This is a genomic window from Streptomyces sp. NPDC001903 (assembly GCF_042891345.1).
Lineage (GTDB): Bacteria > Actinomycetota > Actinomycetes > Streptomycetales > Streptomycetaceae > Streptomyces.
This window is the reverse complement of the sequence record NZ_JBIASZ010000016.1, coordinates 62,954-77,117: the sequence shown is the minus strand read 5'-3', so window position 1 is coordinate 77,117 and position 14,164 is coordinate 62,954. Positions and strand designations below refer to the sequence as shown.

Sequence of the window (14,164 nt, the reverse complement as noted above, 5' to 3'; positions counted from 1 at the left end):
GGGATGAACAAGACGATCAGGCGTGCGTCGGTCTTCTGTCTGCTCCTGGTGCTGGCCCTTTTGGTGCGGGTCACCTGGGTGCAGGCCTACCAAGGCCAGGCCCTCGCAGACAACGAGAACAACCGGCGGAACCTCATCGGGCAGTACGAGAACCCGCTGGGCAACATCATCGTGGGCGGGGAGGCGATCACCGGCTCGGTGAAGACGGACGGCAAGGACTTCGGCTACAAGCGCACGTACGTCAACGGCCCGCTCTACGCGCCGCTGACCGGCTACAGCTCGCAGGCCTTCGGCACGAGCATGCTGGAGGGCGTCTACAAGAAGATCCTCAACGGGTCCGACGACCGGCTCAAGACGGTGATGGACATGCTCACCAACAAGCGGGCCTCGCCGGGCAACGTGCTGACCACCGTCGACAAGGACGTCCAGAAGGCCGCGTACGACGCCCTCCAGGGCAAGCAGGGCGCCGCCGTCGCCATCGACCCGGCGACCGGCGAGATCCTCGCCATCGTGAACAACCCCTCCTTCGACCCGGGCAGCATCGCCGGGGCCAACGACAAGGAGGCCTGGGAGAAGCTGATCGAGGACAAGGGCAAGGCCCTGGAGAACGTGGCCCTGCGCAAGCCGCAGGCGCCCGGCTCCACCTTCAAGCTGGTCACCCTCGCCGCGGCCATCGAGAACGGGCTGGTCACCAACCTCGACACGCCGACCGGCACCCCGGACCCGTACACGATCCCCGGGACCCGGACCCTGCTGCCCAGCGAGGCGGGCTCCGCGGCCTGCAACAACGTCTCGGCGCGCACCGCGCTGCGGCTGTCGTGCAACAACGTCTTCGCCGAGCTGGCGCACCGGCTCGGCCAGGACAAGATGCGGGCGATGGCCGAGAAGCTCGGTTTCAACACCGAGATCGCGACGCCCGTCACCGCCCGGCCGGCGAGCAAGTACCCGACGAACAAGATGTCCGTCGACCAGGTCGCGCAGACGGGTATCGGCCAGTTCGACGTGCAGGCCACCCCGCTCCAGATGGCGATGGTGACCGCCGCGATCGAGAACGGCGGCAAGCTCGTCGCCCCGCACTCGGTCTCCGAGGTCACCGACGCGAACGGCAACGTGCTGGAGAGCTTCAAGAACCCGAAGTCCGAACAGGTCATGAAGGCCAAGACCGCGTCGATGCTCCAGGACGCCATGCGGACGGTCGCCACCGAGGGCGGCGGCAAGCCCGCACAGGTGGCCGGCGCCGAGGTGGGCGGCAAGACCGGCACCGCGCAGCGCGGCGTGAACAACAGCCTGCCGCCGCTGGCGTGGTTCACCTCGTACGGCAAGCTCGGCGGCAAGCAGATCGCGGTTGCCATCGTGATCGAGAACTCGGACACCGACCGCTCCGAGATCGGCGGCGGCAAGCTCGCCGCCCCCATCGCCCAGAAGATGATGGAGGCGTGGCTGAAGAAGTAGCCGCGCCGCTCGCTCCACGACGCGCCGGGAACCGACATGGCTCCCGGCGCGTTTCCCTTCCCATGATCAGGACCGCGCACCCCGCAGACCTCGACGCCATAGCCGCCCTGCACACCCGCGCCCGGGCCACCTACTACCGCGGCCGCGTCCCCCAGGAGGCGTACGCCGGCGAAGCCGAACTCGCGCGGACCCGCGCGGGCTGGTCGCTGGCGGTGGCCCGGGCCGCCGACGAGGGCGGGGTGCTGTGCGCCGAGCAGGACGGGGAGCTCACGGGGGTCGCCGCCTTCCGGACCACGGACGGCGAGACGACGCTCACCCAGCTGCACGTGGACCCGGCCCACTGGCGCCGGGGCACCGGGGCCGCCCTGCACGCCGCCTGCGTCGACGCGTGGCGGCGGGCCGGTGTCGGCCGGGTCCGGCTGGAGGTCTACGCACACAACCTCCGGGCCCAGGCCTTCTACGCCCGGCAGGGGTGGCGGAGCGATCCGGCCGGTGCGGGGCGGTCCGGCTCGCACCTGACGCTGTGGCTCACCGTCGGGTCCGGGGAATGCGACGCCCCGGCAGGTGGTTGAAGCCGAAACCGCCCCATCCCGGAACAAGGAGAGAAAAAGGATCATGCGCGTCGAGATCTGGAGCGACATCGCCTGCCCCTGGTGCTACATCGGCAAGGCCCGGTTCACGAAGGGGCTGGCCGAGTTCGCGCACCGCGACGAGGTGGAGGTCGTCTTCCGGTCCTTCGAGCTCGACCCGAACAGCCCCAAGGGCACGGTGGCTCCGGTCCTGGAGATGCTCGCCAAGAAGTACGGCCGGACCCTCGACGAGGCGCGCGCCATGGAGGAGCACGTCGCCGCGAGCGCACGGGCCGAGGGGCTGACGTACCGCACCGACGGGCGCGACCACGGCAACACCTTCGACATCCACCGCCTGCTGCACCTGGCCGCCGCCCGCGGCCGCCAGGAGGAGCTGCTCGACCTCGCCTACCGCGCCAACTTCGCGGAGGAGCGGTCGGTGTTCGACGCCGAGGTGCTGGTCGCCCTCGCCGTCGAGGCCGGCCTGGACGAGGCGGAGGCCCGTACGGTCCTCGCGGACGGCACCGCCTACGCGGCCGAGGTGCGGGCGGACGAGCGCGAGGCGGCGGAACTCGGCGCGAGCGCCGTGCCGTTCTTCGTCCTCGACCGACGCTACGGGATCTCCGGCGGCCAGCCCGCCGAGGTCTTCACCCAGGCCCTGGAACAGGCCTGGGCCGGCCGCGAGGTCCCCGAGCAGGCCACCGCCGACGCCTGCGACCCGGCCGGCGCCTGCCCGGCCCCCCAGGCCTGACGGCCGGCGCCCGGGTCTGACGGTCGCTCCCGGACCTGACGGTCGATCCCGGGTCTGACGGTCGCTCCCGGACCTGACGCCCGGACCTGACGCCCGGGCGGCCCCGGGCCGCTCCACGGGGCGCCCGGCGGCCGGCCGGTCCGGGGGCTCCGGTCAGTACAGGGTTTCCGACCAGGCGGCTTCCGCGGCGGCCGCGGCGTCGGCGGGATCCGTTCCCAGGGCCGTGGCCAGAGCCGTCAGGGACGTGAGGACCGCCTCCAGGGACGCCGCCTGGCCGTAGTGGTTGACGCGGATCATCTCCCCGGCCGCCGAAACGGGGGCCGCGGGGGCGGCGGCCAGGGCCTTGGACGCCACCAGCGCGGCCTGCGGGACGCGGAGCGTGGTGGCCACCGGGGCCGCCTCCTCGGGGCGGGTGACGTACGGGGCGACGCCCAGCGCCTGCGCGCCCGCGCGGGTGGCCGCCGCGGCGGCGCTGTGGCGGGCCATCACCACCGGCAGGCCCTCGGTCGCGATCCGGTCCAGGCAGGCCTCCAGCGCCAGCATCTCCAGCTGCGCCGGGGCGTGCGGCAGCGCCGTGCGGCCCGCGTCGATCCAGCGCTCCTTCCAGTCCAAGAGGGAGAGGTAGGAGCGGCGCGGGGCCGCCGGGTTCTGCGCGAAGCGGTCCCAGGCGCGGTCCGAGACCGACACCGCCGAGACCCCCGCCGGGCCGCCCATCGCCTTCTGGGCGCCGATCACGCACAGGTCCACGCCCCACGCGTCCGGCAGCAGCGGTTCCGCCCCCACCGAGGCCACCGCGTCCAGCATGAACAGCGCCCCGTGGGCCCGTACCGCCTCGCCGATCTCCGCCACCGGGTTGGTGTTCCCGGTCGCCGCCTCCGCGTGGACCAGCGAGACGAAGTCGATTCCCGGGTGCTCGGCCAGTGCCCGGGCCACCTGCTCGGCCGTCACCGCCGTGTCGAAGGGCACCGCCAGGTCCACGACGCCCGCCCCGCAGTCGCGCAGCCAGTTGCCGAAGGTGTTCCCGTACGGGCCGGTCACCACGTTCAGCGCCGTCGAACCGGGCCGCGCCCCCGAGCGGATGCACCCCTCCAGCGGCAGCAGCGCCTCGCCCTGCGTGATCACCACTTCCTGCCGGGTGGAGAGGAGGTCCGCGACCCCCCGCTCGATCGACGCGAAGCGCTCCGCCGTGAGCGGCGGGAGGTCCAGCAGGGGGTGGGTCACGGTGGTGCTCTCTCTTCGTCCGCTGCGTCCGGGGTCTACCCGCACGAGCGTACCGAGACCGCACGTACAGTGCGGAACATGACCGATGACGTGCTGCATGTGAAGGGGCGTGTGCTCGTCGGACCCGACGACGCGCGCGACGAGCTCTGGGTGGTCGGCGGCCGGATCTCGTACCAACGCCCGCACGGGGCCCGCGAGATCACCACCGTGTCCGGCTGGGCCCTGCCCGGTCTGGTCGACGCGCACTGCCACGTGGGGCTCGACGCCCACGGCCCGGTCGACGCGGAGACCGCCGAACGCCAGGCCCTGACCGACCGCGACGCCGGCACCCTGCTCATCCGCGACGCCGGATCCCCCTCCGACACCCGCTGGATCGACGACCGCGAGGACCTGCCGAAGATCATCCGGGCCGGCCGGCACATCGCCCGCCCGCGCCGCTACATCCGCAACTTCGCCCACGAGATCGAGCCGGCCGACCTCGTCGCCTACGTGGGCCGCGAGGCGCGGCGCGGCGACGGATGGGTGAAGCTGGTGGGCGACTGGATCGACCGCGAGGTCGGGGACCTCGCGCCCTGCTGGCCGCGGGCCGAGGTCGAGGCGGCCATCGCCGAGGCGCACCGGCTCGGCGCCCGGGTCACCGCGCACTGCTTCGCCGAGGACTCGCTGCGCGACCTGGTCGAGGCGGGCATCGACTGCATCGAGCACGCCACCGGGCTCACGGAGGACACCATTCCGCTGTTCGCGGAGCGCGGGGTGGCGATCGTCCCGACGCTCGTGAACATCGCGACGTTCCCGAAGATGGCGGCGGGCGGCGAGGCCAAGTTCCCTCGCTGGTCGGCGCACATGAAGCGGCTGCACGAGCGCCGGTACGACACCGTACGGGCCGCCTACGACGCGGGCATCGGCGTGTACGTCGGCACCGACGCGGGGGGTTCCCTGCCGCACGGCCTGGTCGCGGCCGAGGTCGCGGAGCTGGTGCGGGCCGGGATCCCGGCCCTGGAGGCCCTTTCGGCGACGACGTGGGCGGCGCGCGAGTGGCTCGGCAGGCCGGGCCTGTCCGAGGGGGCGCCGGCGGACCTGGTGGTCTACGACGCCGACCCGCGGGCCGACGTACGGGCGCTGGCGCAGCCGCGGCGGGTCGTCGTGAACGGCAAGGTCCGCGCCTGAGCGTCGTGTTGACGTGCCGCGTGACGCCGGTGTCCCGGTGGTCGTTGTGAACGGCCGCCCGGGGCATCGGCGTCGGCGTTTTCCCCGCGACGATGTGGCGAAAAAGAACTCCCGTTCCTTGTGAGGCGCAGTTAATCGAATACATGCATGGAAACCACCCTTTGGAATGAACTCACGTCAGGTTGTCGCCCGTTCACTCTCCGTGCGTAAAGATTCCCAGGGTTAGAGGCCGTCGGCGCGCGATGTCCCCCATTGGCGGCGCGACGGCTCCCATCTCCCCGGGGGTTCCACCACCGTGAACAGCAACACCTTCCGCATGCCCGCAGCCGTCCTGATCGCCACGGGAGCGGTCGCCCTGCTCACCGCCCCGCCCGCCTCCGCCACCGGAGGAAGCGGCTCCACCGGCGCCGGCGAGGGCAAGGCCGGTGCGGTCGTCCTGCGCGCCGGACTCGACGTGGGCCTGCTCGACAAGACGGTCCACCTGCCGCTGACGACCACCCTCAACGAGGTCAGCGCCCCCGCGGCGGCGCAGAAGACCGCCCTGGCCGTGACCCTGGACGGCGTCGAGGGTGGGCAGCCGGTGAGCGTGCTGCGCGCCGACGTGGCCACTTCCAAGGCCACCGCCGACAAGAACCGCGCCGAGGCGGAGGCCAACCTGGCCAACGCCAAGGTGCACGTGCCGGGGCTGCCGGCGCTCTCCCTGATCCAGGTGGAGAAGGTCACGTCCAAGGCCGTGTGCGAGGCGGGCAAGAAGCCCGTGGCCAGCTCGAACGTGCTCGGGTCGGTGACCGTGCTCGGCAAGAGGGTCACGCTCTCGGCCGGCGGTCCGACCAAGGTCGAGATCCCCAAGGTCGGGATGGTCAGCCTGGAGCTCTCCGGCACTCAGACCAGCTCCACCACGGCCGCCGCGGCCGCGCTCCGGCTGAAGGTGTCCGTGAACCCGCTGGACCTCAACGTGGCGCAGGTCGAGGGCGAGGTCGTGCTCGCCGAGGCGCACTGCGAGTCCCCGGCCGGGGCGCCGGCCCCCGAACCCTCGCCGAAGTCCGACATCAATCCGCAGACGGGAGCCTCCGGCACCGGCGCCGGCATCTCCAACACGGCCAACCTGGCCGAGACCGGAGGCAGTTCGGCGACCCCGTACGTGGCGGGCGGTGCGCTGGTCCTGCTCGGCATCGGCGCGGCCGCACTGGTCGTGACCCGGCGCGGCCGCGCCTCGTAGCCGCTGCGGTGGGCGGCCCCGCGAGTGCTCAGCGGGTGGCGCGCTCCAGGCCCTGCTTGTCCGCTCCGCGCGACAGCACGGCCTCGCCGACCTGCTTGTCGACGGCGGCGTACGCGGACTTCGCGGCGGCCCCGAGCCCGGAGTCGGTGGCGGCGCAGGAGGTGCACACGACGCGGAACGGCGGGTTCATGTCCGAGTACTGCGTGAGGTACTCGGCCTTGGTCACGTCCCAGCGGCCGGGGTGGGCGGCCGCCGGGGTGAAGGTGAAGCGCGGGATCGAGGACATGTTGCCGCGCGCCTTGTCGGCCTCGTAGAAGCTGGCGATCTGGTCGCCCATGCCGAAGACGACCCACGTGCCGTTGATCTTCTCGTAGGGCTGCGGCACGTGGTTGTGCGTCCCGAGGATCAGATCGATGTCGGGGAGCCCGTCCGGGCCGCGCGAGGCGGTCAGCGCCTGCGCCAGCTCGCGCTGCTGCTGGTCGGGCGCCGTCTGCCATTCGGTGCCCCAGTGGACGCTGAGGAGGACGACGTTCGCGCCGGCCGCCCGCGCCGCGCGGGCGTCGGCGATGATCCGGTTCTGGTCGATCAGGTTGACGGACCAGGGCTTGCCGGCCGGGACCGGGATTCCGTTCGTGCCGTACGTGTAGTCCAGCTGGGCGACCTTGGCGCCGCCGGCGGAGAGCACCGCCGGGGCCTTGGCCTCATCGGCGCTGCGGGCCGAGCCGACGTGCTTGATGCCGACCCGGTCGAGGTGCTCCAGGGTGCGGACGAGGCCGTCGTAGCCGTCGTCCAGGGTGTGGTTCGAGCCGGTCGAGCAGCTGTCGTACCCGGCGTCCTTCAGGGCGTCGGCCAGCTGGTGCGGGGCCTTGAAGGCGGGATAGCCGGTGTAGGGGCCGCCGGGCCGGCCGTACGGTATCTCGTGGTGGCATATCGCCAGGTCGGCGGCGGCCACCAGGGGCTTGACCCCCGCGAGTATCTTCCGGAAGTCGTGGCTCTCGCCGCTGCCCCGGGCGTCGTCCGCGGCCCGCTGGACGATCGACGGGTACGGGATGATGTCGCCGGTCGCCACCAGCGTGAAGGGCTTGGCTCCGGCGGGGGCCGTGGGACTCGCCTTGCCCTGGCCCGTCCTGCCCTGCCCCGGCTTGGCCTGGAGCCGCTGCTCGCCGGCGTCCTCGCCGTGCGCGAGCAGGCTCGGCAGGGCGAGGATGCCGCCGGCTATGGCCGCCACCGCGGCCGCGGCCACGGCTGTCGTGGCTGATGTCTTCATTCCGGACCCCCCGGGGCTTCCCTGCTGATGCGGAGATCATCGCCTACCTCCCTCCGCCCCGCCAACGGAGCCCGAGCGTCCGGATAGCTGCCCCGCCCCACGGGCGGGAACGGGTGCGATCCGCCCCGATCATGGCGCCGTCAGCGCGCCGTCAGCGCCAGGGCGTGGTCCAGGGCCTGGAGGAGACGGCCCGTCGTGGCCCGGTCGCGGACCGCCAGCCGCAGCCAGGACGGGTCCAGCCCCGGGAAGGTGTCCCCGCGGCGGACCGCGAAGCCGAGGGCGCGCAGCCGGGTGCGGACCTCCGCGCCGCCCGCCACCTGGATCAGGACGAACGGGCCCTGCGCCACCCCCGACACGCTGATCTCCTCGAACTCCGCGAGCCCCGCCAGCAGATGCGCCCGGTCCACCGCGATCTGCCGGGCCGCGGCCTCCGCCTCCGCCAGCGCCGCCGGGGTCACGCACGCCTCCGCCGCCACCAGGGCAGGCGTGGACACCGGCCACAGCGGCTGCGCCGCCGCCAGCTTCGCGATCACCTGCGGCTCGGCCAGGACGTAGCCGATCCGCAGCCCCGCCAGCCCCCACGTCTTGGTCAGGCTCCGCAGCACCACCAGACCCGGCACGTCCGTCCGCCCGGCCAGCGCCTCCCGCTCGCCCGGAACCGCGTCCATGAACGCCTCGTCCACGACCAGGATCCGGCCCGGCCGGGCCAGCGCCGTCAGCACCGCCGCCGGGTGCAGGACCGACGTCGGGTTGGTCGGATTGCCGACCACCACCAGGTCCGCGTCCTCGGGCACCGCCTCCGGGTCCAGCCGGAACCCGTCCGCCGCCCGCAGCACCACGCGCTCCACCGTGTGGCCCGCGTCGCGCAGCGCCGCCTCCGGCTCCGTGAACTGCGGGTGCACCACCACTGGCCGCCGCGCGCCCAGGGCCCGCGCGATCAGTACGAACGCCTCCGCGGCCCCCGCCGTCAGCAGCACCCGATCGGTCGGCAGCCCGTGCCGGGCCGCCACCGCCGCGCGGGCCGACCGCCCGTCGGGGTACGCGCAGAGGCCGTCGAGCGAAGCCGCGATGCGCTGCTTGAGCCAGTCCGGCGGGGTGTTCGCCCGTACGTTGACCGCGAGGTCCACCAGCGCGCTGCCGTCGCCGCGCACCTCCGCGTCCCCGTGATGGCGCAGGTCGTGCGGGAGCGCCGTGGCCACGGCGCAGGTCGCGGCCACCGACCGGCGCTTGGGCACGAGCAGCTCCCCGCCGCCCGCGAGCGCCGCGGCCTCCGCCACCGAGGAGGTCCCGGCGGCGTCACGGACCGCGTCGGAGGGGTGCGGCACGGGGATGCCGGCCAGCTCCTCGGCGGGATAGCTGAGCAGGGGAACGCCGAAACGTTCCGCCGCGCCCGCTATCCCCGCCTCGCCCGCCTTCGACTCCACCGTGGCCAGCGCCTTCACCGCCCCGGCGGCCAGCCCGGCCCCGCGCAGCGTCTCCTCGACGAGGGCGCAGACCTCCGCCACGGACACCCCCGCGCGTCCGCCGACCCCGACCACCAGCTGCGTCGCGTACTCGCCCACCGGGATCATGCCCCCTTCGTAGTCGTCAATGGTTCGTGGCCCGCCGCCCGCGCGCACACGTGCGCGCCGGGCGAGGAGTCGGTATTCAGGGGCACATGGCCGTGATCGTGGCGTTGGGCGCGTTCCTGATGACCCTGGCGGGCGGTTGGACGGCGCAACGCGTCACCGACCGCCGCCACCTCGTGCTGGGCCTGGCCGGCGGGCTGATGCTCGGCGTCGTGGGCCTCGACCTGCTGCCCGAGTCGCTGCACGCGGCCGGCCGCAAGGTGTTCGGCGTCCCGCTCGCCCTGCTGCTCTTCGTGGCCGGGTTCCTGATCGCGCACGTCGTGGAACGCCTGCTGGCGGTGCGCCAGGCCGCGCACGGCGCCGAGAACGGGGGCCGGGTCCCCGAGGTCGGACTGACCGCGGCCTCGGCGATGGTCGGCCACAGCTTCGCCGACGGCGTGGCCCTGGGCGCGGCCTTCCAGGTCGGCGGCGGGATGGGCGTGGCCGTGTCGCTGGCCGTCATCACGCACGACTTCGCCGACGGCTTCAACACGTACACGCTCACCCGGCTCTACGGGAACGCCCGCCGCAAGGCCCTGATGATGCTCTTCGCGGACGCCGTTGCCCCGGTGCTGGGCGCGGTGTCCACTTTGCTGTTCACCCTTCCGGAGGAACCGCTGGGGGCGTACCTCGGCTTCTTCGGCGGAGCCCTGCTGTACCTCGCGGCCGCCGAGATCCTGCCGGAGGCGCACCACAAGCACCCCGCCCTGTCCACGCTGATGTGCACGGTGGGCGGGGTGGCCGGGATCTGGCTGGTGGTGGGCCTCGCGGACTGAACTCACCTGGCCCGCGCCGCGGCTTCCGCGAACCGGAGGGCCACGGAGGGCTCCGCCGCCCAGTGCGTGTGCAGGTAGCTGGCGTGCACGCCCCGCTGTACGAAGCCCTCGACCCGGCGCTCGGGGTGCGTGAACCCCCACGCGGGGGCCGCGCCGGCGCCGGGCTCGATCACCGTGCGGTGGAACTCGTGGCCGCGCAGCCGGGTGCCGGTGGCGGCGAGGGGGCTGTCCGAGACCGCGACGGCCTCGCGGTAGCCGAGGGTCAGGCGCTCCGACATGCGCGCGTCGGCGTCCAGGACCCCGCACATCGGCTTGCCGTCCAGCGAGCGGGCGAGGTACAGCAGCCCGGCGCACTCGGCGGCGACGGGCCCGCCGGTCTCCGCGAAGACCGCGACGGCCTTGCGCAGCGGCGCGTTGGCGGCGAGCTCCGGGGCGTACACCTCGGGGAACCCGCCGCCGATGACCAGGCCGTCGGTGCCGTCGGGCAGGGCCTCGTCCCGCAGCGGGTCGAAGGTGACGACTTCGGCCCCGGCGGCGGTGAGCAGCTCGGCGTGCTCGGCGTAGGAGAACGTGAACGCCGGCCCGCCCGCGACGGCGATGACCGGTCGCGGGCCGCTGACCCGGGCGTCGAGCGCCGGCGGGGCCGCGCCACGACGGCTCAGGGCGAGTTCCGGCGACCAGGCTTCGCAGGCCAGCGGCGGGGCCGATCGGGCCAGCTCCATCAGGGCCTCCAGGTCGCACCCCGCCCGGACCTGCTCGGCCAGGGCCGCGACCGAGGACAGCGCGTCGGCGCGCCGCTCCGCGACCGGGACCAGCCCCAGGTGCCGCGAGGGCGCGGCCACCTGCGGGGCCCGCCGCAGGACGCCGAGCACCGGCATCCCGGCCTCCTCCAGCGCCTCGCGCAGCATCGCCTCGTGCCGGTCGGACCCGACCTTGTTCAGGATCACGCCCCCCAGCCGCACCTGCGGGTCGAACGACGCGAAGCCGTGCACCAGCGCCGCCACCGACCGAGACTGCGACGAGGCGTCGACCACCAGCACCACCGGGGCCCGCAGCACCTTCGCGACCTGCGCCGTCGACGCCAGCTCACCCCGCCCCGCGGCCCCGTCGTACAGGCCCATCACGCCCTCGACGATCGCGAGATCGCACCCCGAGGCCCCGTGCGCGAACAGCGGAGCGACCAGCTCCGGCCCGCACATGAACGCGTCCAGGTTGCGCCCGGGCCGGCCCGTGGCCAGCGCGTGGTAGCCGGGGTCGATGTAGTCGGGCCCGGCCTTGTGCGGGGACACGGCGAGGCCGCGCTCCGAGAAGGCCGCCATCAGGCCCGTGGCGACGGTGGTCTTGCCGCTGCCGGAGGACGGCGCGGCAATGACCAGCCGGGGGATGTGGAGCGAAGTCACCACTCGATGCCCTTCTGGCCCTTCTGGCCGGCGTCCATCGGATGCTTGACCTTGGTCATCTCCGTGACCAGGTCCGCGAACTCCACCAGCTTCTCCGGTGCGTTGCGCCCCGTGATCACCACGTGCTGGGTGCCGGGGCGGCCCCGCAGCACCTCGATGACCTCGTCGACGTCGATCCAGCCCCAGTGCATCGGGTACGCGAACTCGTCCAGCACGTACAGCTTGTGCGTCTCGGCGGCCAGATCGCGCTTGACCTGCTCCCAGCCTTCCTTGGCCGCCTGCTCGTTGTCGAGCTGCGCGTCCCGCTGGACCCAGGACCAGCCCTCGCCCATCTTGTGCCAGACGACCGAGCCGCCCTCGCCGGAGGCCCCGAGCACCTTCAGCGCGTTCTCCTCGCCGACCTTCCACTTCGCCGACTTGACGAACTGGAACACCCCGATCGGCCAGCCCTGGTTCCAGGCGCGCAGCGCCAGCCCGAAGGCCGCCGTCGACTTGCCCTTGCCGGGGCCGGTGTGGACGAAGACGAGCGGGCGGTTGCGGCGCTGGCGCGTCGTGAGTCCGTCGTCCGGAACGACGGTCGGCTGTCCCTGCGGCATTACGCGGCCCTCCTGTGGGTGTCTGATGCGGTACGTACGTTCTTCACGAGCCCGGCCAGCGAGTCGGCCCGCAGCCCGTCGAGCGTGACGGCGGGCCCGCCGAGGTCGCCGGCCAGCACGCCGGCCAGCCCCAGCCGGACCGGCCCCGACTCGCAGTCCACGACCACCGACGCGACGCCCTCGGCCTGGAGCAGCCGGGCGCTGCGGCCCGCGAGCCGGCGCGGGTCCCCGCCGTCGGTACCGGCGGATCCGGTCGAACCGGCCGAGGTGGCCCGCCCGTCGGTGACGACCACGAGCAGCGGGCGGCGGCTGGGATCGCGCAGCCGCTCGATCCGCAGCACCTCGTGGGCCTTGAGCAGGCCGGCGGCGAGCGGGGTGCGCCCGCCCGTCGGCAGCTGTTCGAGCCGGACCGCGGCCGCGTCCACCGAGGAGGTGGGCGGCAGCGCCAGCTCGGCGCCGGAGCCGCGGAAGGTGATCAGGCCGACCTTGTCCCGGCGCTGGTAGGCGTCCAGCAGCAGCGACAGCACCGCGCCCTTGACCGCGCTCATGCGCTGCCGGGCCGCCATCGAGCCGGAGGCGTCGACCACGAAGAGGACCAGGTTGCCCTCGCGGCCCTCCCGGGTGGCCTGGCGCAGGTCGTCCTTGCGGACGACGAGCCCGCGCCCGGTGCGCCCGCGCGCCTTCTGGTGCGGGGCGGCGGCCTGGACGGTCGCCGCGAGGTGCAGCTTCGTCAGCTGGCCGCGGGGGCGCTGGGCGCCGGTGGTCCGGCCGTGCGCGGTGCGGGCGCGCGAGCGCCGCCCGGACGCGCCCTCGCCGAGGCCGGGGACGCTGAGCATCTTGGTCCGGAACGGCTCGGCGGCCCGTACGGCGGCCTGCTCGGGCGCGGCGCCGTCCTGCGAGGCGGGCTGGGGGGCGGGGGAGTCGGGGGTCTCGGGGGCGTCGTCCGGGGCGGGGGCCTCGGGCGCGTCGGGCGCCTCGGGTCCGCCCTGCGGGGGGACACCGCCGCCCCCGCCGTCGGGGCCGCCGTCCTCCGGGCCTCCGTCGTCCGGACCCTCGGGCTCCGGGTCCGGCTCCGGGTCGGGCTCGTCCTGCGGCTCCTCGTCGGGGAACCGGTCCAGGATCTCGTCGAGCTTGTCCTCGTCGAGGCCCGGCGCGTCGAAGGGGTTGCGGCGCCGCCGGTGGGGGAGCGCCAGCAGCGCGGCCTGCCGTACGTCCTCCTTGCGCACGTCGCTCCGCCCGGCCCAGGCGGCCAGCGCGGTCGCGGTGCGGGCCATCACGATGTCGGCGCGCATGCCGTCGACCTCGAAGCCGGCGCAGGTCGCGGCGATCTGCAGCAGGGAGGCGTCGCCGAGGCGGACCTTCGGGAGCAGGGCGCGGGCGGCCACGACGCGGGCGCGGACGTCCCGCTCGTCACCGGCCCAGCGGTCGGCGAAGGCGGCCGGGTCGTCCTCGTACGCGAGCCGGCGGCGCACCACCTCCACGCGCTGGGCGGGCTCGCGGGAGGCGGCCACCTCGACGGTGAGCCCGAACCGGTCCAGGAGCTGCGGGCGGAGCTCGCCCTCCTCGGGGTTCATGGTGCCGACGAGCAGGAAGCGGGCGGCGTGGCGTACGGAGACGCCCTCGCGCTCGACGTAGGAGGCGCCCATCGCGGCGGCGTCGAGGAGGAGGTCGATGAGGTGGTCGTGGAGGAGGTTGACCTCGTCGACGTACAGGATCCCGCGGTGCGCGTCGGCGAGCAGGCCGGGCTCGAAGGCCTTCACGCCCTCGGCGAGGGCCCGTTCGATGTCGAGTGCGCCGACGAGCCGGTCCTCGGAGGCGCCGACGGGCAGCTCGACCATGCGCGCGGGCCGGGCGGCCCCGGGACCGGGCTCGTGGGGGCCGTCGGGGCAGGCGGGGTCGGGGGCGCCGGGAGCGCAGGAGAACCGGCAGCCGGGGACGACGTCCACCTGCGGCAGCAGCGCGGACAGCGCGCGGACGGCGGTGGACTTGGCGGTCCCCTTCTCGCCGCGCACGAGGACGCCGCCGACCGCTGGGCTCACGGCGTTGAGCAGGAGCGCCAGCCGCAGGTCGGTCTGGCCGACGACTGCGGTGAACGGGTAGGGCGTGCTCATGCGATGCCTTTCCTTGTACGGGTACGGG

12 protein-coding genes are annotated in these 14,164 nt (G+C 74.1%); 6 read left to right on the top strand and 6 right to left on the bottom strand.

Features of this window, described 5'->3' with window-relative positions:
- Positions 1-3: 3 nt before the first annotated feature.
- The 3 genes from ACFYZS_RS29965 to ACFYZS_RS29955 all read left to right on the top strand — a co-directional run bounded on the left by ACFYZS_RS29965 (position 4) and on the right by ACFYZS_RS29955 (position 2,772).
- The gene (locus ACFYZS_RS29965) at positions 4-1,452 is read left to right on the top strand and encodes a peptidoglycan D,D-transpeptidase FtsI family protein (protein WP_389019186.1); all 1,449 of its coding nucleotides are present in this window, start codon (positions 4-6) and stop codon (positions 1,450-1,452) included.
- 62 nt (positions 1,453-1,514) lie between these two features.
- Positions 1,515-2,024 carry a GNAT family N-acetyltransferase gene (locus ACFYZS_RS29960; RefSeq protein ID WP_389019183.1) on the top strand — a complete coding sequence of 170 codons (510 nt, stop codon included), beginning with the start codon at positions 1,515-1,517 and terminating at the stop codon, positions 2,022-2,024.
- 43 nt (positions 2,025-2,067) lie between these two features.
- On the top strand, positions 2,068-2,772 hold the full coding sequence (locus ACFYZS_RS29955; protein WP_389019180.1) for a DsbA family oxidoreductase: 705 nt from the start codon (positions 2,068-2,070) through the stop codon (positions 2,770-2,772).
- 153 nt (positions 2,773-2,925) lie between these two features.
- Here the strand turns inward: ACFYZS_RS29955 and ACFYZS_RS29950 are convergent, their stop codons facing one another.
- Complete coding sequence (locus tag ACFYZS_RS29950; RefSeq protein WP_389019178.1) at positions 2,926-3,993, bottom strand: pyridoxal-phosphate-dependent aminotransferase family protein; 1,068 nt, start codon at positions 3,991-3,993, stop codon at positions 2,926-2,928.
- A gap of 78 nt (positions 3,994-4,071) precedes the next feature.
- On the opposite strand from ACFYZS_RS29950, the gene ACFYZS_RS29945 reads away from it, so the two are divergent.
- Together ACFYZS_RS29945 and ACFYZS_RS29940 are read left to right on the top strand one after the other, a co-directional pair.
- A complete protein-coding gene (locus ACFYZS_RS29945) occupies positions 4,072-5,160 on the top strand; it encodes an amidohydrolase family protein (protein ID WP_389019175.1) in 1,089 nt (362 codons plus the stop codon).
- A 295-nt stretch (positions 5,161-5,455) separates the two neighbouring features.
- Complete coding sequence (locus ACFYZS_RS29940) at positions 5,456-6,379, top strand: SCO1860 family LAETG-anchored protein (RefSeq protein ID WP_389019172.1); 924 nt, start codon at positions 5,456-5,458, stop codon at positions 6,377-6,379.
- Between the two features lie 28 nt (positions 6,380-6,407).
- On the opposite strand, the gene ACFYZS_RS29935 is transcribed toward ACFYZS_RS29940, so the two are convergent.
- The gene (locus ACFYZS_RS29935; protein WP_389019169.1) at positions 6,408-7,646 is read right to left on the bottom strand and encodes a CapA family protein; all 1,239 of its coding nucleotides are present in this window, start codon (positions 7,644-7,646) and stop codon (positions 6,408-6,410) included.
- A gap of 140 nt (positions 7,647-7,786) precedes the next feature.
- Positions 7,787-9,217 (bottom strand): Rv2231c family pyridoxal phosphate-dependent protein CobC, encoded by a 1,431-nt coding sequence (gene cobC, locus ACFYZS_RS29930; protein ID WP_389019166.1) that lies wholly within the window; start codon positions 9,215-9,217, stop codon positions 7,787-7,789.
- A gap of 86 nt (positions 9,218-9,303) precedes the next feature.
- On the opposite strand from cobC, the gene ACFYZS_RS29925 reads away from it, so the two are divergent.
- The gene (locus tag ACFYZS_RS29925) at positions 9,304-10,029 is read left to right on the top strand and encodes a ZIP family metal transporter (RefSeq protein WP_030163119.1); all 726 of its coding nucleotides are present in this window, start codon (positions 9,304-9,306) and stop codon (positions 10,027-10,029) included.
- Between the two features lie 2 nt (positions 10,030-10,031).
- Here ACFYZS_RS29925 and ACFYZS_RS29920 read toward each other — a convergent pair whose 3' ends face one another.
- The 3 genes from ACFYZS_RS29920 to ACFYZS_RS29910 are packed head-to-tail and all read right to left on the bottom strand — an operon-like array spanning position 10,032 to position 14,136.
- Complete coding sequence (locus ACFYZS_RS29920; protein WP_389019163.1) at positions 10,032-11,432, bottom strand: cobyrinate a,c-diamide synthase; 1,401 nt, start codon at positions 11,430-11,432, stop codon at positions 10,032-10,034.
- Complete coding sequence (cobO, locus tag ACFYZS_RS29915) at positions 11,426-12,025, bottom strand: cob(I)yrinic acid a,c-diamide adenosyltransferase (protein ID WP_383346876.1); 600 nt, start codon at positions 12,023-12,025, stop codon at positions 11,426-11,428. Before cobO ends, ACFYZS_RS29920 begins: the two co-directional genes overlap by 7 nt.
- Positions 12,025-14,136: a putative cobaltochelatase gene (locus ACFYZS_RS29910; RefSeq protein WP_389019160.1), complete on the bottom strand. Its 2,112-nt coding sequence runs from the start codon at positions 14,134-14,136 to the stop codon at positions 12,025-12,027. The genes cobO and ACFYZS_RS29910 overlap by 1 nt, the downstream gene beginning before the upstream one ends.
- Between the last annotated feature and the right edge of the window lie 28 nt (positions 14,137-14,164).